Annotated in this window: 17 protein-coding genes, 2 tRNA genes and 1 pseudogene; 11 read left to right on the top strand and 9 right to left on the bottom strand. The window is 60.6% G+C overall.

Going from position 1 to position 17,150, the window contains the following annotated elements; all coding sequences use genetic code 11:
• Positions 1-2: 2 nt before the first annotated feature.
• Positions 3-1,091 (bottom strand): ABC transporter ATP-binding protein, encoded by a 1,089-nt coding sequence (locus tag ACP15S_RS11210; RefSeq protein ID WP_425039725.1) that lies wholly within the window; start codon positions 1,089-1,091, stop codon positions 3-5.
• 837 nt (positions 1,092-1,928) lie between these two features.
• Here ACP15S_RS11210 and ACP15S_RS11205 point away from each other — a divergent pair.
• On the top strand, positions 1,929-2,222 hold the full coding sequence (locus ACP15S_RS11205; RefSeq protein WP_425039724.1) for a Dabb family protein: 294 nt from the start codon (positions 1,929-1,931) through the stop codon (positions 2,220-2,222).
• 70 nt (positions 2,223-2,292) lie between these two features.
• Positions 2,293-3,198 carry a LysR family transcriptional regulator gene (locus tag ACP15S_RS11200; RefSeq protein WP_425039723.1) on the top strand — a complete coding sequence of 302 codons (906 nt, stop codon included), beginning with the start codon at positions 2,293-2,295 and terminating at the stop codon, positions 3,196-3,198.
• 36 nt (positions 3,199-3,234) lie between these two features.
• On the opposite strand, the gene ACP15S_RS11195 is transcribed toward ACP15S_RS11200, so the two are convergent.
• The 3 genes and pseudogenes from ACP15S_RS11195 to ACP15S_RS11185 form a co-directional block, all read right to left on the bottom strand.
• Positions 3,235-3,876 (bottom strand): sulfotransferase family protein, encoded by a 642-nt coding sequence (locus ACP15S_RS11195; RefSeq protein WP_425039722.1) that lies wholly within the window; start codon positions 3,874-3,876, stop codon positions 3,235-3,237.
• Between the two features lie 311 nt (positions 3,877-4,187).
• A pseudogene (locus ACP15S_RS11190) lies at positions 4,188-4,555 on the bottom strand (transposase); the annotation flags it as partial.
• A gap of 472 nt (positions 4,556-5,027) precedes the next feature.
• A tRNA-Lys gene (locus ACP15S_RS11185) sits at positions 5,028-5,103 on the bottom strand.
• 96 nt (positions 5,104-5,199) lie between these two features.
• On the opposite strand from ACP15S_RS11185, the gene dapF reads away from it, so the two are divergent.
• From dapF to ACP15S_RS11170, 3 genes are read left to right on the top strand one after another with little or no spacing between them, the layout of a single operon-like run.
• Positions 5,200-6,039, top strand: a complete 840-nt coding sequence (dapF, locus tag ACP15S_RS11180) for a diaminopimelate epimerase (RefSeq protein WP_425040884.1) — start codon at positions 5,200-5,202, stop codon at positions 6,037-6,039.
• On the top strand, positions 6,029-7,288 hold the full coding sequence (mtaB, locus tag ACP15S_RS11175; protein ID WP_425039721.1) for a tRNA (N(6)-L-threonylcarbamoyladenosine(37)-C(2))-methylthiotransferase MtaB: 1,260 nt from the start codon (positions 6,029-6,031) through the stop codon (positions 7,286-7,288). The genes dapF and mtaB overlap by 11 nt, the downstream gene beginning before the upstream one ends.
• Before the next feature lie 33 nt (positions 7,289-7,321).
• Entirely contained in the window at positions 7,322-7,978 is a 657-nt protein-coding gene (locus tag ACP15S_RS11170) for an FMN-binding negative transcriptional regulator (protein WP_425039720.1), read from the top strand.
• 7 nt (positions 7,979-7,985) lie between these two features.
• Here the strand turns inward: ACP15S_RS11170 and ACP15S_RS11165 are convergent, their stop codons facing one another.
• Entirely contained in the window at positions 7,986-9,356 is a 1,371-nt protein-coding gene (locus tag ACP15S_RS11165) for a cytochrome P450 (protein WP_425039719.1), read from the bottom strand.
• A gap of 133 nt (positions 9,357-9,489) precedes the next feature.
• Between ACP15S_RS11165 and ACP15S_RS11160 the strand changes: the two genes are divergently transcribed.
• On the top strand, positions 9,490-10,224 hold the full coding sequence (locus tag ACP15S_RS11160) for a hypothetical protein (protein WP_425039718.1): 735 nt from the start codon (positions 9,490-9,492) through the stop codon (positions 10,222-10,224).
• A 90-nt stretch (positions 10,225-10,314) separates the two neighbouring features.
• Positions 10,315-11,490 carry an elongation factor Tu gene (gene tuf, locus ACP15S_RS11155; RefSeq protein ID WP_425037267.1) on the top strand — a complete coding sequence of 392 codons (1,176 nt, stop codon included), beginning with the start codon at positions 10,315-10,317 and terminating at the stop codon, positions 11,488-11,490.
• Positions 11,491-11,879: 389 nt separating this feature from the next.
• Here the strand turns inward: tuf and ACP15S_RS11150 are convergent, their stop codons facing one another.
• The gene (locus tag ACP15S_RS11150; RefSeq protein ID WP_425039717.1) at positions 11,880-12,413 is read right to left on the bottom strand and encodes a TetR/AcrR family transcriptional regulator; all 534 of its coding nucleotides are present in this window, start codon (positions 12,411-12,413) and stop codon (positions 11,880-11,882) included.
• 160 nt (positions 12,414-12,573) lie between these two features.
• On the opposite strand from ACP15S_RS11150, the gene ACP15S_RS11145 reads away from it, so the two are divergent.
• From ACP15S_RS11145 to ACP15S_RS11135, 3 genes are all read left to right on the top strand, one after another.
• Positions 12,574-13,107 (top strand): hypothetical protein, encoded by a 534-nt coding sequence (locus ACP15S_RS11145; RefSeq protein ID WP_425039716.1) that lies wholly within the window; start codon positions 12,574-12,576, stop codon positions 13,105-13,107.
• A gap of 455 nt (positions 13,108-13,562) precedes the next feature.
• Positions 13,563-14,417 (top strand): FAS1-like dehydratase domain-containing protein, encoded by an 855-nt coding sequence (locus ACP15S_RS11140; RefSeq protein WP_425039715.1) that lies wholly within the window; start codon positions 13,563-13,565, stop codon positions 14,415-14,417.
• Positions 14,414-15,652 carry a CoA transferase gene (locus tag ACP15S_RS11135; RefSeq protein ID WP_425039714.1) on the top strand — a complete coding sequence of 413 codons (1,239 nt, stop codon included), beginning with the start codon at positions 14,414-14,416 and terminating at the stop codon, positions 15,650-15,652. Before ACP15S_RS11140 ends, ACP15S_RS11135 begins: the two co-directional genes overlap by 4 nt.
• 113 nt (positions 15,653-15,765) lie before the next feature.
• Here ACP15S_RS11135 and ACP15S_RS11130 read toward each other — a convergent pair whose 3' ends face one another.
• The 3 genes from ACP15S_RS11130 to ACP15S_RS11120 are packed head-to-tail and all read right to left on the bottom strand — an operon-like array spanning position 15,766 to position 16,519.
• Positions 15,766-15,984: a hypothetical protein gene (locus ACP15S_RS11130; protein ID WP_425039713.1), complete on the bottom strand. Its 219-nt coding sequence runs from the start codon at positions 15,982-15,984 to the stop codon at positions 15,766-15,768.
• A 47-nt stretch (positions 15,985-16,031) separates the two neighbouring features.
• Positions 16,032-16,250 (bottom strand): hypothetical protein, encoded by a 219-nt coding sequence (locus ACP15S_RS11125; protein ID WP_425039712.1) that lies wholly within the window; start codon positions 16,248-16,250, stop codon positions 16,032-16,034.
• Between the two features lie 50 nt (positions 16,251-16,300).
• Positions 16,301-16,519 (bottom strand): hypothetical protein, encoded by a 219-nt coding sequence (locus ACP15S_RS11120; protein ID WP_425039711.1) that lies wholly within the window; start codon positions 16,517-16,519, stop codon positions 16,301-16,303.
• Between the two features lie 497 nt (positions 16,520-17,016).
• On the opposite strand from ACP15S_RS11120, the gene ACP15S_RS11115 reads away from it, so the two are divergent.
• Positions 17,017-17,092 (top strand) — tRNA-Trp (locus ACP15S_RS11115).
• Positions 17,093-17,150: the final 58 nt, after the last annotated feature.

Genomic DNA, 17,150 nt, shown 5'->3' with positions numbered 1-17,150 from the left:
CCTCAGGCTGCCACGGCGTAGGATGCGACCGCGGCAAGACCGCCGTCTTCGTTGAAAGCGTAGACATGGGCAGGATCGAGGTAGACCGTGATCTCTTCGCCAAGTGTCAGATCGCGCACGCCATGCACCAAAGCTACCCAGCGTTCTCCGTGATGATCGAGGTGGATAAAGGTTTCCGACCCTGTGATCTCGGTCACGGCGATCTTGCAGGTAAAGGTAAGCGCGGCCTCACTCGGGCGCTCAACACTCAAGTGGTTGGGGCGGAACCCGGCGGTGTAGCGGCCATCAGGCAAATCGGAGAAGCGCCCCGTCGCAGGCGCCTCCAATCCGCCGGCAAAGCTCAAGGCGCCCCCGGATATTGTCAGCGGCAGGAAGTTCATCGGCGGATCGGAGAAGACCCGTGCAGTTGTCGCATCTTTGGGCTGGCGATAGACGCTGGGGGTCGGGCCGAACTGGGTGACGCGTCCTTCCCAAAGCGTGGCTGTGTTGCCGCCCAAAAGGAGGGCTTCCTCCGGCTCCGTCGTGGCGTAGACAAAGATCGCGCCGGATTCCTCGAAGATCTTGGGGATCTCCACGCGCAATTCTTCCCGCAGCTTGTAATCCAGATTGGCCAGCGGCTCATCCAGCAACACCAGACCCGCATCCTTGACCAGCGCGCGCGCCAGGGCGCAGCGCTGCTGCTGTCCGCCCGACAATTCCAGCGGCTTGCGCTCCAGCATCGGCGTCAGCTGCATCAGGTCGGCGGTCTTGCGCACGGCCGCGTCAATCTCCGACGCGGATTTTTTCAACAGTTTCAAAGGTGAGGCGATATTGTCATAGACGCTCATCGACGGGTAATTGATGAATTGCTGATAGACCATGGCCACGCCACGGTCCTGAACCCGCATGCCGGTCACGTCGGTGTCGTTCCAGATGACGCGGCCCGTCGCAGGCGCGTCGAGCCCGGCCATCAGCCGCATGAGCGATGTTTTGCCAGAGAGCGTCGGGCCCAAAAGCACGTTCATCGTGCCAGCCTCAAGCGTCAGATCTGTGGGGTAGATATGCGTCGCCCCATCGACTGTTTTGGAAACGCCCTCGAGCTTCAAGCCCATCTGATCTCCCCCACTACGTCTACGGCGCACTCAACCGTCGTTTGCAAGTCTGCGTCCAACGATGCGTGCCCGGCCAGATATCCGCGTCTGATGGGCGAGAGCGGCTCCCTCCGCGCCAGGATCAGACGAAACGACTGATAGACAAGCGAAATCCTCCCAATCCCACTCCGAGACAATCCCGTGTCTTAAAGTGGTCAACGAATGATGTGCCTTGCCTTCTCAAACACCAGAAATTTGCGACGAACTATTCGTCTAGGTTCCCAATACCTCAACGGTTGCGCAAATCGTTTCGTTTGTCAAACAGGGTATGCGCGGTTTTTTTCGACGTCCTTCCAAGGGTCCGGAGGGGATGTCGATGGCCGGGCGAAATCGTCGCACCGCTTTTCGCGCGTGCAAAATCGACGCGAAACCCATCTGTTTGCGTAGCAAAGTTGGGCGTACTGAGGTGTCCCTGTGCGCACCATTTGGGGCGCTCAGTCCCCGCTGCGCAGTTTCTGCAAGACACCCTTGGGCGCCCTTAATGCCGCCAACGCTCATCACGCAGCCCACGATGCGGGCCAAAGCACAGGTGTTGCAAAACCGCCCACCACTTCGAATTTACAACAAACATCAGCTGTTTACGGCTGCCGTTTTTGCCGGATCAGGTGCTCGTCCCGGATGCAGGCCCCGCGAGATTGGGCCAAAAAGGGTCGGTCTCATCGGGCGCGATGGGCTCCAGACGCGCGTGCCTCGCCGATCTCACCCTACACGGCCGGGGAAGGCCCTGCATTTCGTCCCGGGCGCACTTGATAAAGACAGTTGAGATGTCCAAGGTGCGAGAAACAGCGAGGATCATGCATGCTGCGACACATCGTACTTGTCTCTTTCAAGTCGGAGGCGTCGGAGCCGCAGCTTGCGGCTTGGCGCAACGCGGTGACGCAGATGTGCGAGACCAGCGACGATGTGGTGTCGTTCAGCCTCGGCACCAATGTGGGCAGCGGCCCGAACCACCATGACGCGGCCCTTGTTGCGGATTTCGAAGGGATGGAGGCTTTTCGCCGATACGTCTCCAGCGATGCGCATAAAGCCTATGTCGAAGACCATGCGCGGCATGTGACGGCAAAGCTCGCTGCGATCCAGCATGAGATTTAAGTGCCCTCTGAAACGGCTGACCGACAAGACATCCACGGACATGACGCGTCCAATCAGGCGCCCGCAGTAGATGGCCGAGCCGAACTGGAGCGATTTTCGGATCATTCTGGCGCTGGCCAAGGGCGGCTCGGTGACGGGCGCGGCCCAATTGCTGGGTGTGGATGCCTCGACGGTCAGCCGCCGCCTCGCCGCCGCAGAAGAGGTGTTTGGCGCGCCGCTGATCATCCGTGGTGGCGGCAAGTTCGAGTTTACGGCCGAAGGGCGCGCGGTCCTCGATGCAGCGGAAGACATGGACGCCAGGATCAGCGCCACAACCAATTCCGTTCGCTCCATGCGCGAGCGCCCTGTGGGGACGGTGCGGATTGCCTGCGTGCCCACTGCCGCCCATGTTCTGCGCCCGCTCGTCGAAGAGGTCGCCGAGACTCATCCCGGCCTGCATGTGGATCTCATGAGTGCGATCTCGGCCGCGGATCTGTCCAAAGGCGAGGCAGATATCGCAGTGCGCACGATTGCCCCGAAAGATCCGGGGCTTGTTATCGCATATACCTTTACCTGGGGCAGCTGCCTCTATGCTTCGCCCGATTACCTCGCGCGGGTCGGGCGACCAGAGACGACAGATGATCTGCGGGCCCATGCGCTCGTGCGCTATGGCGCGCCTCTTTTGCATGCCTGTGCGTTTGGCTGGGTCGAGCAATACGCGGACCCCGATCGCCCGGCCACGCGGGTCGAAAACTCGGATTCCGCGCGGGTCATGATCGAGCAGGGCGGCGGGATCGGGCCTTTGTTCTGCGCGGTGGGCGATACCTGCGCGGGGCTGGAGCGCGTGTTTCCCGACCCCTTTGACCAGATGGACAGCTGGGTGCTCTATCACGAATCCGCGCGTGGCTCGGCCAAGGTCCGCGTGGTGCTGGATGCGCTCGTGGCCTTCCTGAAAGCGCGCCGCGCGGCCCTGACGGGTCTTGCCGCGCCGGAGTGATCCGGGCGCAACGCAGCTTGTGCTGCGCCCTGTTTTTCAATCCGCCGGTTCTTCCTCGAAATTGTCCCAGAATTCATCCCGTCCATTGCTGCGCGGAAAGGGTGCGTCCGGCACGGGCACTTGCAGGAATGTGCAAAGCGGCCCCCAGCCGTCAGACGGTGTGAAGACCAGCAGCCGGTCGGCAGGGACCAGTTCGCGCACCAGACGATTGTTGCGGCGGTAGGCCGTGAGCGCCATTTCTTTGTCCGGCATGCCGCCAAAGGTATCGTCGATATAAAACGGCGTCAGTTTCACAAAGATATCCTTGATATGCTGGGGCATGTTCTGAGTGAGGCTCTCGTGATTGGCCCAGACCTTCAGCACCGTCTTGCTGAAACTGGCCCACCATTCCTCTTCGGGGCGCTCGGTGTGAAGCACCTTGGCGTTGGGAAAAGCGTGGATCGTCTGTTGCCAGACGCGGCCACCGGGAAAATCGACCTGCGAGGCATAGCCTTCGAAAACAGTCTCCCATGCGGTTGTGTCGCAGCGCGCAACATCAACCCATCTCTCCACCTGTGTGGGGTTTGCGAAGAGCTCCATCATGTGATGGCAGGGCCCTAGTCCGAGGGCTTCCAGCGCCATTTTCGTGGACAGGGTGCCAGTGCGGCTCATTCCGGTTCCGATGATCTTGAGGGGCATGGGTATGCCTTTCTGTGTTGGCGTTCAGGCGTTATCGAAAGGCCGCAGGCGGTTGATCAGTGACAGACCGAAGGGCCGTCGCCGCTACACTGCCGTGCGAAGCTTTTCATTTTGCGATGAGATGAACGTACCCGATTGCCAGCGCCGGAGCGCCACAGAAGATCGCAAAGACCGATTGCAAAAATGCCTGCACCCAATTGGGGACAGGAACATCGGGTACGTTTTGCTCCAACGCCTTGAGCTGTGAGAGCTTCCGGGGAGCTGTAGGGGCTTCCGGGCTCCTTAGAAGGGCATACTCCCAGGGTCAGGACTCATAGCCAATGGATGACGAGGGCTGCGAGGGCGTTGCCTGAAAGGAAGTCCTTTGGGCATCTGTCGTATCGAGTGGCCACCCGTCGCCAGTCCTTCAACCTTCCCAACATGATCTCGATCGCTGCCCGGCAGGGTATTGTGCAGCAATGTCCCGAGACGGGCGATTGCGCCGTTTGTACCGACGCTGGTCGTACTTCACTGGCTTCTTCCGCTGTTTTCGGCCAGGGATACACGCCCGTATCCCTTTGTCTTTCAACGCTTCTCGGAACCGCTCGGCGTCATTGCCACGATCCCCGAGCAGCCAATCGACATCGGGCAGGCTGCTCAGCAATGCCCGCGCGCCAACGTAATCGCTGACCCGTTGCGCGACAGTCGAACCGAAGTTTCGATGAGAGCGGGACCGGCGGTGACGACCAGGTTGAGCGGACGCCATTCGCCATTGTCGCTCGAACCAATGGCGCGACATGGCTCATCTATCGCAGATGGCATGCAACTTGGTGTTCATGCCGCCCTTGGTGCGCCCCTCTCGGGACATTTCCTGCGGAAATACCCTGCCGGGCAGTGGTCAGCCAGAAAAGATCAGACATGGTCACCGCTCGGTTTTCGAACCGTGAATAACGCAGCCAAGCGGAAATCAATGTGTCCTGACCCAGGTCTGGGACAAATGCAGGAGCACTCGCAGCGAAGGTCCGGTTTTCGCCCGCTACACCAACGACCCTTAACAGCAGGAGTTCGAGGAGGGCTACGAAAAATATTCAATGACCAAAGGTGGTGACCAAAATGACCAAGAACATGATCAAAATGGTCAACGATCATGAGTCGTCACATTGATGTTAAAGTGGTGAGCCGTGCAGGATTCGAACCTGCGACCCACTGATTAAAAGTCAGTTGCTCTACCAACTGAGCTAACGGCCCACTAGGGGGGCTATCTAGAAAGGTCATCCCCGGCGGTCAACCGCAAAAATCATGAAAATCGCCCAGAGGCTGGATTCGTCGCAGGCGCTCTTCTATATGCCCGACATGACGCAAGCGATGACATTCCATAAAATGCACGGGCTCGGCAACGATTTTGTCGTTTTCGATGCGCGAGACGGGACGGTGGATATGCCACCTGCGCTGGCGCTGGCGCTGGCTGACCGGCATTGCGGCGTGGGCTTCGATCAGATGGCCATCATCACCAAAGGCGAGGCCGACGCGCATCTGACCTTTCTGAACGCCGACGGTTCGCCCTCGGCCGCCTGCGGCAATGCCACCCGCTGTATCGCGCGCATGATCTTCGACGAGAGCGGGGCCGACCAGCTCACACTCACGACAGATCGCGGAGTGCTGCACGCCCGTGATCAGGGCAAGGGCCTCACCTCCGTCAACATGGGCGCGCCGCAGCTTCTGTGGCACGAGATCCCGCTGTCCGAAGACATGGATACGCTCGAGCTTCCTATCGAAGGCAGCCCCGTGGCCACAGGCATGGGCAACCCCCATTGCACCTTCTTTGTGGATGACGCGACCGCCGTGCCCCTCGAGACATTCGGGCCCCGATATGAGCATCATCCGCTTTACCCTGAACGCACAAATGTCCAGGTCGCCAGCCTGATCGGCCCGGACCATCTGCGCATGCGCGTGTGGGAGCGGGGCACAGGGATCACGCTGGCCTCTGGGTCCTCCTCCTGCGCCACCGCCGTCGCAGCCCACCGCAAGGGGCTGACAGGGCGCGCTGTAAGGATTGAGCTTGATGGCGGCACGCTGGAGGTCGACTGGCGCGAAGATGGCGTCTGGATGACAGGCCCCACGGCCCATGTCTTTACCGGCACGCTGACGGAGGCTTTCCTGCAAAGCGCGCGCGATGACATCTAGAGCGCCCGTCTTCTCCACGCTGGGCTGCCGCCTCAACGCCTATGAGACCGAGGCCATGAAAGAGCTCGCACGCGCCGCTGGCGTTGAAGATGCGGTGGTGATCAATACTTGCGCCGTGACGTCTGAGGCCGTGCGCAAGGCGCGCCAGGAGATCCGCAAGCTGCGCCGCGCCAATCCCGACGCGCGCCTGATCGTAACAGGCTGCGCTGCGCAGACCGAACCCGAGACCTTCGCCCGCATGGAGGAGGTCGATGCCGTCATCGGCAATACCGAGAAGATGCAGCCCAAGACATGGACGGGCCTCGCCGCAGATTTCATCGGTGAGACAGAAGCTGTGCAGGTCGATGACATCATGTCTGTGACAGAGACCGCAGGCCACCTGATCGATGGCTTCGGCACGCGAAGCCGCGCCTATGTCCAGGTGCAAAACGGCTGCGATCACCGCTGCACCTTCTGCATCATCCCCTACGGGCGCGGCAATTCCCGCTCGGTGCCCGCAGGCGTGGTTGTCGATCAGATCAAACGGCTGGTGGATCGCGGCTATCATGAGGTGGTACTGACGGGGGTGGACCTGACAAGCTGGGGCGCGGATCTGCCCCAGATGCCCAAACTCGGCGATCTGGTCATGCGCATTCTCAAACTGGTCCCCGATCTGGCCCGCCTGCGGATCTCTTCCATCGATTCCATCGAGGTGGACCCGAACCTCATACAGGCCATCGCCACCGAGCCGCGCCTCATGCCGCACCTGCACCTGAGCCTGCAAGCGGGCGATGACATGATCCTCAAACGTATGAAACGCCGCCACCTGCGCGACGATGCCATTGCCTTCTGCGAAGAGGCGCGCCGCCTGCGCCCGGACATGACCTTCGGCGCGGACATCATCGCGGGCTTCCCCACCGAGACTGAAGCCATGTTCGAAAACTCGCTGAAACTGGTCGAGGATTGCGATCTGACCTGGCTGCACGTGTTCCCCTACAGCCCCCGGCCCGGAACGCCCGCCGCGCGCATGCCGGCAGTCGATGGCCGCACGATCAAAGACCGCGCCAAACGCTTGCGCGCCGCCGGAGAGCGCCAGATGCAGATCCATCTCGCAGCCCAGATCGGCAAGACGCATCCCGTCTTGATGGAAAACCCCCATATGGGCCGCACTCCGCATTTCGCAGAAGTGCATTTCGAGACGCCGCAAGCCGAAGGCAGCATTGTTCAGGCGGCCATCAAAGGCGCAACGCCCAAACATCTCGCAGCCTGATCTTCTTCTGGCCCCAAATACGCAAAACCCACCATGCACCCCAATCCCGCCTTCCGACATGAAAGCGCCGAACGCAACGCAGCTTTCGCCCGGGAGCGCGGCTTTGGCATGCTGGCCGTTGCGCCGAAGGGCGCACAGGTTGCTGCGCCGAAGGGCGCACAGGTTGCTGCGCAGAATGGCCCGCCGCTCCTGTCCCATATCCCCTTCCTGCTAAACGCAGACGGGACGAAGGCAGAGCTGCACCTCGTGCGTTCAAACCCGATCTGCAAAGCACTGCCCGCCGCCGCCCGCATCGCCATCACAGGCCCCGATAGCTACATCTCGCCCGACTGGTACGAGACCGCCGATCAAGTACCGACATGGAACTACATCGCCGTACATCTGACAGGGCGGCTCGAGCCCTTGCCCGAGGCCGGTCTGCACGATCTGCTGGAGCGCCAATCCGCGCATTTCGAAGAGCGCCTCGCGCCCAAAGCCCCATGGAAGACCGATAAAATGTCGGAGGGCGTCATGGAGCGCATGATGCGCGCCATCCGGCCCTTCGTGCTGCATGTCGAAGAGATCACGGGGACATGGAAGCTCAACCAAAACAAAGAGCCTGCCGCGCGTCTCAGCGCGGCAGACCATGTGGAAGCCTATGGTCAGGGGAGCGAGTTGGCCATGCTGGCCGCGCTCATGCGCGGCGCCTGAACCGGGCTTAAACCGGCTCAGCTTCCAGCCAGACACCGCCATCAGGGCGCAATGTCAGGATCATGACAGGCTCCGGCGTGCGTCCGGGCACCGGGGTAAACTTGTGACGCGCCAGAAGCGTGCCCAGAATGATCACAGCCTCTGTCAGCGCAAAAGACGCGCCAATGCAGATGCGCGGCCCGTCGCCAAAGGGGAAATAGGAATAGCGATCCGGCTTCTTGCCGGTGAGCCAACGGTCAGGCCGGAAGGCGTCGGGCTCCTCCCAGAGCATATGATGGCGGTGCAGCGCATAGATCGGGATCATGACCGTATCTCCGGGCCGGATCTCGCGCCCGCAGAGCTCGTCGGCCACCTGCGCCGTGCGCGAGACGATGCCCGCAGGCGGATAGAGCCGCAGCGCCTCATCCACAATCGCGCGAATGAGCGGCAGCTGGGCCACATCCTCGCCCCGCACCACGCCATCCTTTATAACCCCCTGCAGCTCGGCCCGCGCGCGGTCCTGCACATCCTGATCGAAGGCACAGAGATACAGCGCCCAGGAGAGGGCCAGCGCCGTCGTCTCATGACCCGCGACGATGAAGGCCAGCAGGTTGTCGCGCACCTCGGAAGTGGTCATGCTGCGCTTGGTTTCCGGGTCTTCGCCCGAGAGCAGCAGGTCCAGCAGATCGGGCACGCCCTCGGTCCCCCGTTTGGCGCGGGCCTCGATGGTCTGATCAGCTATGGCCTTCATGTCCTTGAGCCCCGTGCCGCCCACGATCATCCGCCCCGGGCGCGGCACCCAATCGGGAAAGCCCAACACGTCAAAGAGCGAAATCCGCCCGGCCTGATCGATATAGGCATCGATGGCGGTGTGAACCGATTGCCGGTCAAAGCCCTCATCTCCCGAAAATGTGACATCGGAGATCACATCAAAGGTCGTCGTGACCATCTCGTCAAAGAGGTTCACCGCGCGCGGCCCGGCGTTCTCAATCCGCTCGGCGCAACGCGCGGCGGCGCCGGTCATCATTGGCGCCAGGTTCATGATATTGCGATGGGTGAAGACGGGCGCCGCCGCGCGCCGCTGCCAGCGCCAATGGGCTCCCTCGGCGATAAAGAGCGAGTCGCCAATAGCCGGGCGCAACAGGTTCTTCGTCACCTTGGATTTCGGGTAATCATCCAGCCTTTCCAACACGATGCGCTTGATCGAGGGGGGATCCATGACCATGTGCCAGCGCGTGCCCGTCTTGCCTGAGACCATCGGCTGGCGCGTGGCGATCTCCGGCAAGATTTGCAGCAGGTTGTTGCGCGCCGCAGACAGGCTTTGCAGCAATGTCATCGGCTTTGTCACCAAGTCCGCCCGAACGGGCAGAGCGGTTTGCGGCAGGGTCGTGTCTGGCATGATGTCCTCGCGTCACTTCCTAGGCATATATGCGCCAAGCCGCCCAGGGCAATTGCGCCTGCGCGCCTGTTTGGCTAACTAGCGCGGGAGTAAGGCTTTGCGTCTGGCAAGCCGGTCTGAGGGGGAGACGCCCGTGCGTTTTGTTGTTCTTTGTCTTGCGCTGCTTTCATTGGCGGCGTGTACCGGTGGGCGCGATCTGGATAAGCCCCCCGCACCGCTGGGCGATTTCCGTCTGGGCCATTCGGTGGTTGTGGCGCCAAATCTTGTGAAAGGTCCGCTCTCCCGGGAGGTCTCGCAAGAGGAATGGATCGCCGCGGTCGACAAGGCGCTGGAAGACCGGTTCCGTCGCTATGATGGCGAACGCCTGTATCATTTCGGTGTCTCGGTTGAGGGCTATGTCGTGGCGCAGGTCGGCGTGCCGCTGGTCTTGCAGCCCAAATCCGTCCTGATCTACCGGATCACCGTCTGGGACGATGCAGAAGGCAAGAAAATGAACGGCGAACCCAAGGAGTTCACGGCAACAGAGACCTTCTCCGCCGAAACGGTCGTGGGCTCCGGCCTGACGCAGACCCGTGAAGAACAGCTGGAAAACCTCGCCATCAACGCGGCCAAACAGGTCGAGGTCTGGCTCGGCCGCCAAAAGCGGCAGGAGAAGTGGTTCCGGGGGTTTCGGCCCGGCGGTGAGGCCGGCAATGAGGCGGGGGAGGGTGACGAGATGCCCACGTCTGCGGAGGCGACAGACGCGGCCGACGCAGCGACGTCGCAAAGCGATGACGTCCAAAGCTCCAGTGTCGTGGAGCCGGAGGAGGCCGTGAGTGACCCGGAAGTGGTGGCTATCGCGGCGGAGGCGGAAGAAGCCGCCAACTGACGCTTGATTTCCGGTGCAATTCGCCATATCTCGCCCGCGAAGTGAAACGGGCCAATTCCGGCCCCACCTAACCACGAGGCGCCTGAGGATATGGCAAAGGAAAAGTTTGAGCGTTCCAAACCGCACTGCAACATCGGGACGATTGGGCACGTTGACCACGGGAAGACGACGCTGACGGCTGCGATCACGAAGTATTTCGGTGATTTCAAGGCGTATGACCAGATTGACGGCGCGCCGGAGGAGAAGGCCCGCGGGATCACGATCTCGACGGCGCACGTGGAGTACGAGACCGAGGCGCGTCACTACGCCCACGTCGACTGCCCCGGCCACGCCGACTACGTCAAGAACATGATCACCGGTGCGGCGCAGATGGACGGCGCGATCCTGGTTGTGAACGCGGCCGACGGCCCGATGCCCCAGACGCGTGAGCACATCCTGCTCGGCCGTCAGGTTGGTATTCCCGCCATGGTTGTCTTCATGAACAAGGTGGACCAGGTCGACGACGAAGAGCTCCTGGAGCTCGTCGAGATGGAAATCCGTGAGCTGCTCTCCGAGTACGACTTCCCCGGCGACGACATTCCCGTCATCGCGGGCTCCGCTCTGGCGGCGATGGAAGGCAACAACCCGGAAATCGGCGAAGAGAAGATCAAAGAGCTGATGGCGGCCGTGGATGAGTACATCCCGCAGCCCCCGCGCGCTGTTGATGAGCCCTTCCTGATGCCGATCGAAGACGTGTTCTCGATCTCTGGTCGCGGTACGGTTGTGACCGGTCGTGTCGAGCGCGGCGTGATCAATGTTGGCGATGAGATTGAAATCGTTGGTATTCGTGACACATCCAAGACGACCTGCACGGGCGTTGAGATGTTCCGCAAGCTGCTGGATCGCGGCGAAGCGGGCGACAACATCGGCGCGCTGCTGCGCGGTGTGGACCGTGAAGGCGTCGAGCGCGGGCAGGTTCTCTGCAAGCCGGGTTCGGTCAAGCCGCACACGAAGTTCGAGGCGGAAGCCTACATCCTGACGAAGGATGAAGGCGGTCGTCACACGCCGTTCTTCGCGAACTACCGCCCGCAGTTCTACTTCCGTACGACGGACGTGACGGGGACGGTTGTTCTGCCTGAGGGCACCGAGATGGTGATGCCGGGCGACAACCTGAAGTTCAACGTTGAGTTGATCGCGCCGATCGCGATGGAAGAGAAGCTCCGCTTCGCCATCCGCGAAGGCGGCCGCACAGTCGGTTCGGGTGTTGTCTCGAAGATTATTGAGTAACACCGTGGCTTGGGCGTCAGCCCAAACACGGAGGGTGGGCGGCAAGGGCTTTTCGAAGAAAAGCGCCTGAGAGCCCACACACTCGACATTCTGGGAAAACCAAAAAAGGCCGCCCCACCCGGGCGGCCTTTTCACGTATGAAACAACACCTTTGTTTGGCACGCGGCTGGCAGTGGCTTCTGGGAAAAATCGCCCAAGACCGCAGCCCCGCCCCACCCGGGAGCAACCAAAACAAAACGCGCCCTGTCCGGACGCGCTTTTACTTTCAGCGAGATGCAAACCCACAAGACAGCCCCTCCCGGCGCGGCACATCCGGTATGCCTCATTGCCACTGAACATCGCTGAGCGGACAAAGCCGACCTTGAGCTCAATCTCTCCAATAACCGCTTCTAGTCAAATACCGATAATGCAAGCCGGAAGACCGCGCTCGCTTCATTTGCCGCAACACCATGCCTCTGCATGTTCATTACGCAAGCAATCTGCGCATCAATATACAGAGCAGCCGTTTGGGTAGGGATGGCTGGGTTAATTTGACCGTTCACTTTCGCCCTATCAATCCACTTTGCGTAGGTTTCAATGGTTAGTTCTCGAAGTTCATCGACTTGCCCGCCGGTGAGTTCTCCTAGGTGGGCACGGCACTGACATAAATCCACAAACAGGCAACCGTTTGGCATGCCGTGGTTTTGATGGTCCCGTAGGATGTACGTGGTCAGGGCTTCCAACGCTGTCTCAAAGGGTTGATCGACAGCCAACAATTCAAAGAGCGGTGCCATCGTCATCCGGTGATAGTCGATGAGCACCGCCTGCTTGAGCCCGTCTTCACTGCCAAACTCTTTGTAAAGCGATGGCTTGGATACGCCCGCCCGCTGACATACCGAGTTCAGCGACACCGCGGCTTGTCCATCCTGCCAGTAGGCCTGCATTGCCACACTCACGACATGGTCACGATCAAACGTCTTTGGCCGTCCTCGCGAGGGTTTTTTCTTACTTGTACTCATTTTAATACCACACGGTTTTTTATAATTGACAGAGGGTGTACGTATATTTAATACCAATCGGTAACCAATCCAACGAGGAAACATCATGAGTGAACTTACGATTTCCGGCCTCGGACTTATCCTGTGCCTTGCCCCGGCTATTGTTCATGCCGTCGAAGTCTACCGGCCCCTTTGGGCACGATGGATTGTGAACTGGGTTCTGCCGTTTTTCGGGCCTGGATTACCGCGCCCATCCAAGGCACTGACCCATGTTGACGAGATCGCCATGCTTGATGCCGCAATCGAGGCGGCGCCCGCAGACAAGGCCCCGGCAGGCGCCGATTACATTTTCGTCATGCTGTTCGAACAACGTCAGGGCGCGCTGGCCTTTATCTCTCTGGCCGCTGGCATCCTCTATGGGCTAACGCTGCCATTGGCTGATCGCCATACCCTGCATTTCGTGTTCGGGATCATGGCAGCCTTGTTCGTGCTGGTGAATGCCAACCACGCTGGTATTCCGGGACTTGGGCATCATCCCAGAGTTACGAGACACGGCCGCAATGTCGGCCTCGTTTTTGGCGCTTTTTGGGTGGTCGTCGCTGCACTGAACTGGTTAGGGTTTACATACGCTTTGGCATAGGTGCAGCGGCATGCGGTCTTGCTACAAAGAAAAGCAGCCGTTCGAACACTTTGCAGCATCAGGTACTATGGGCGCACACCAGACCTTGGCCTCCTCCGGAACACGTTTGATTTATTGCAATCAAAAGCATCTGAAAGGCGTCGTGGTGAAGATCAGCTGTCTGGATGAGGCTAGCTATTGCAGGATCGGTGGTTGATCCGCCCGTGTCGTGTGGGGGCCTTGGGCGTTGAAGCGCCGGAACGCTGTTTGCTCTGAAAGCCAACGCATTCCGAGCAAGTGAACACCCCCTCATCTCGCAGGTGCAGCACCGATTTCCTTCAAAACATCCGTGACTTCGCCTGTCTATGCTGCGTGTGCAGCTACTGTCGGTATACCGTTGTATTCCGTTAACTTATTGAAATCATTTGATTTTGAAGGTCCGTCCGCTATTTTCATGCGTTGTGGGAGGCGTTGGGATGGATCAGGTGAACCTGCAAGCATGGGTCGGACGTGAGGAAGTCATCGAAGGCTGTGTCTCGGCGCGTGCCGTTGGCGATTGGCTTGTCACGGTCTCGGATGGGGAAGCGGACATCCCGCCCGAGGGCGCGGTCGCACCGCAATTGGCCCATTGGATTGCATTCAATCCCCAAGCGCCGATGGCGGAGCTGGCTGAGGATGGCCACCCGCGCCTTGGCGATTTCCTCCCGCCTGTGGGGTTGCCGCGTCGCATGTGGGCGGGCGGGTCTTTGCACTTCAAACAGCCCCTCCATGTGGGCGAGCGTCTGACGCGTCGCTCCCGGCTGCATGCCATTGAGGAGAAGACAGGACGCACCAGCCGGATGGTGTTTGTTACCGTCGATCATGAGATCTCCGGCGATAACGGTGTGGCCATCACCGAGCGGCAGGACATTGTCTATCTGCCCTTCCCCGAGACCTTCACGCCGCCCAAACCGGTGCCTGCGCCTGAGCGGCCCGATGGCGAAACCCGGTTTGCGATCTCGACGCCGCGGCTCTTTCGCTACTCTGCCGTGACCTTCAACGCGCACCGGATCCACTATGATCTGCCCTATGCGCAAGGCGTCGAGAAACTGCCCGGGCTTGTGGTGCATGGCCCGATGCAGGCCACGGCACTGTTGCACTATGCCGAGCGGTTCACGGGACAGACGCCCAGTGCCTTTCGGTTCCGCTCCATCCACCCGATGTTTCACGACGATGATCTGCGCCTGTTGGCGCTTTATGAGACGCCCAACACCCTCAGCCTCAGCACTGCCGCAGCGCGGGGCGGGCATGTGGGGATGCAGGCAACCGCAAGCTGGGAGGCACGCACATGACCGACGGAATTCTCAACGGATTGCGCATTGTAGAGGGCTCCGCCTTTGTGGCCATCCCTTTGGCCGGCATGACACTGGCGCAAATGGGCGCGGAGGTCATCCGCTTTGATCGGATCGGCGGTGGCCTGGATGCCGGGCGCTGGCCATTGGCCCCCTCCGGCCAGAGCCTGTTCTGGGCGGGGATGAACAAGGGCAAGAAGTCTGTTGCGGTGGACATGAAACACCCGCGCGGCAAGGAATTGATCAGCCAGATCATCACGGCGCCGGGCGAGGATGCGGGCCTGTTTCTGACAAACCTGCGCGTGCGCGGCTGGATGGATTACGAGACGTTGAGCGCCGCGCGCCCTGATCTGTGCATGGTGACGCTGACGGGCGATCGCCATGGTCGCCCTCAGGTGGACTACACCGTCAACCCGGCTCTTGGCATCCCGCATCTGACGGGGCCGGAGGGCTCCGAGGCCCCCGTTGCCCATGCCTTGCCCGCCTGGGATTTGATGGCCGGGCAAATGGCGGTCTCCGCGATGCTCGCGATTGAGCGCCACAGGCTGCGCACAGGGCAGGGGCAAGAGGTGGAGTTCTCCCTCAAAGACGCCGCCGCCGCCGCCATTGGCCATCTGGGCATGATCGGGGACGCCACGTTGAACGGCGATGCGCGCGGCAAGGCTGGCAATGCGCTCTACGGCGCTTATGGGCAGGATTTCCTCTGCGCCGACGGCAAGCGCGTTATGGTGATTGGCCTGACCGACCGCCAATGGCGCGGCATCGTGAAGCTCACGCAAACGCACGAGGCCATGGCCGGGATCAAGACACGCGCGGGCGAAAGCCTGAGCGATGAAGGCGCGCGCTGGCGCCACCGCGCCGCGATCACGCAAGCGCTGACGCCCTGGTTCGCCGCGCGGCCCGCGTCACAAGCAGGGCAAGAGATGGATGCCGCAGGGCTGACCTGGAGCCAGTTCCGCTCGCCCGCCGAAGCGGTCCGCGAAGATGCCGACCTGACGCCGGACAATCCCATGTTCTCGCAGCTGCACCAACCGGGCCTGGGCACCTTTGCCGTTCCTGGCTCTCCCCTGAATTTCGCCCGCTTCGAGCGCGAGACCCCGCAGGCCGCACCCATGTTGGGCGCGCATACCGAAGAAGTTCTGGCGGATGTGGCGGGCTTGGCCTCGGGTGAAATCGGCCAATTGTTCGATGCGGGCGTCGTGAAAGGCCCCCATCCTGTCGAACAGGCAGCATAACGCCAGAGAACATCCCAAAGAGCACCCCAGACACATTTGAGGCCCCCGCTTTCGCGGAGGCCTTGGCTGCACAGGTTGCCCTGCGCGAAGAGCTCGCTGAGCCCCAGACAGGCTTAGTTGCTGCGCATGTCGGATTTCTTGGGCAGGCTGTCGATGAAGGCCTGGACTTCGCCCGCCGTGCCGCCGCCGTGGATGACCTGCTTGGCGGTCAGCTTCTGCGCCTTGGTCAGCTCGGAGGCATCGATGCCATAGCGGGTGATGTCAGCTTGCGTCAGAGCGGATGCGGTGCCTGCGGAGAGGACGAGGGCGGCGATGATTGCGAGATTTTTCATGGGTTTGTTCCTTTAAGTCTGTGTTTCGTTTGAGGTGATCGCTGGGATCAGTTGGAGCGTGTGTCAGATTTCTTGGGCAGGCTGTCGATGAAGGCCTGAACTTCGCCCGCCGTGCCGCCGCCGTGGATGACCTGCTTGGCGGTCAGCTTCTGCGCTTTGGTCAGCTCGGAGGCGTCGATGCCATAGCGTGTGATGTCAGCTTGCGTCAGAGCGGAGGCAGTGCCTGCGGAAAGGACGAGAGCGGCGATGATTGCGAGATTTTTCATGGGTTTGGTTTCCTTGTTTGAATGGTCAGATGGTCAGGTGAAGAGAGAGATCAGTTCGAGCGTGTGCTGGACTGTTTTTGCAGGTTCGAAATGAAGGCCTGAACTTCGCCGGGCGTGCTGCCGCCGTGAATGATGGCGGATGCGGTGGCTTTTTCCGTCGCGGTCAGCGCGTTGACGTCAATGTTGTAGCGAGTGACGTCAGATTGGGAGAGAGCGGAGGCTGAGCCAGCTGTGAGGATCAGGGCTGTGATGATGAATGCTTTTTTCATGGTGTCGTTCCTTTACGTGTTAGGGTCGTTTGTTTTGTCTGTGCCCCGAGAGGCGGTGTGTGTCTTGCTGTCGGCTTGTCTGTCCGACACCAAACAAACTGGGCAGGCGGGCGAACTTTCTCAAATCACCAAAAATGCACAGATCGCTCGCAGTTTCTTGGGATTGAATTTGAGTTCGGGCGGACCATGCGTGGCGGCGCGTTTCATTTAAGCATCTGAAATAAAGTTATAAAAAATGAAATTGGCGGTCCGGATTATCGTTACAATCCAGCGCGGGACCGTGAGCTTGCGGCTCAAAAAAGCTCGAAAAAAACTCTGTCACAGAGATGTGACGACATGAATTTGAAACAGAGCCACACAGCGCCGTGAGATACGGTGTGGGCTCTGCTCAACGGCCCGTGAGAACCTCCTCACGCGTCGTGAAACGGATTGAAATATTAGACGACGACTGGCCTTGATTTCGCCTGTGCGCCGGGGTATCGCTTGGCCCAGGCCATAGGGGTATAGCTCAGCTGGTAGAGCGACGGTCTCCAAAACCGTAGGTCGCGGGTTCGAACCCTGCTGCCCCTGCCATTTTCTTGTCTTTTGAACGCAAATGCGCCCTTTGGGCCGCGTTGTCCCTGCGCGCGGG

The organism is Primorskyibacter sp. S187A (assembly GCF_049800955.1).
Classification (GTDB): domain Bacteria; phylum Pseudomonadota; class Alphaproteobacteria; order Rhodobacterales; family Rhodobacteraceae; genus JAKVBH01.
The sequence above is the reverse complement of the archived record's forward strand: the minus strand, read 5'-3'. Positions and strand labels throughout refer to the sequence as shown.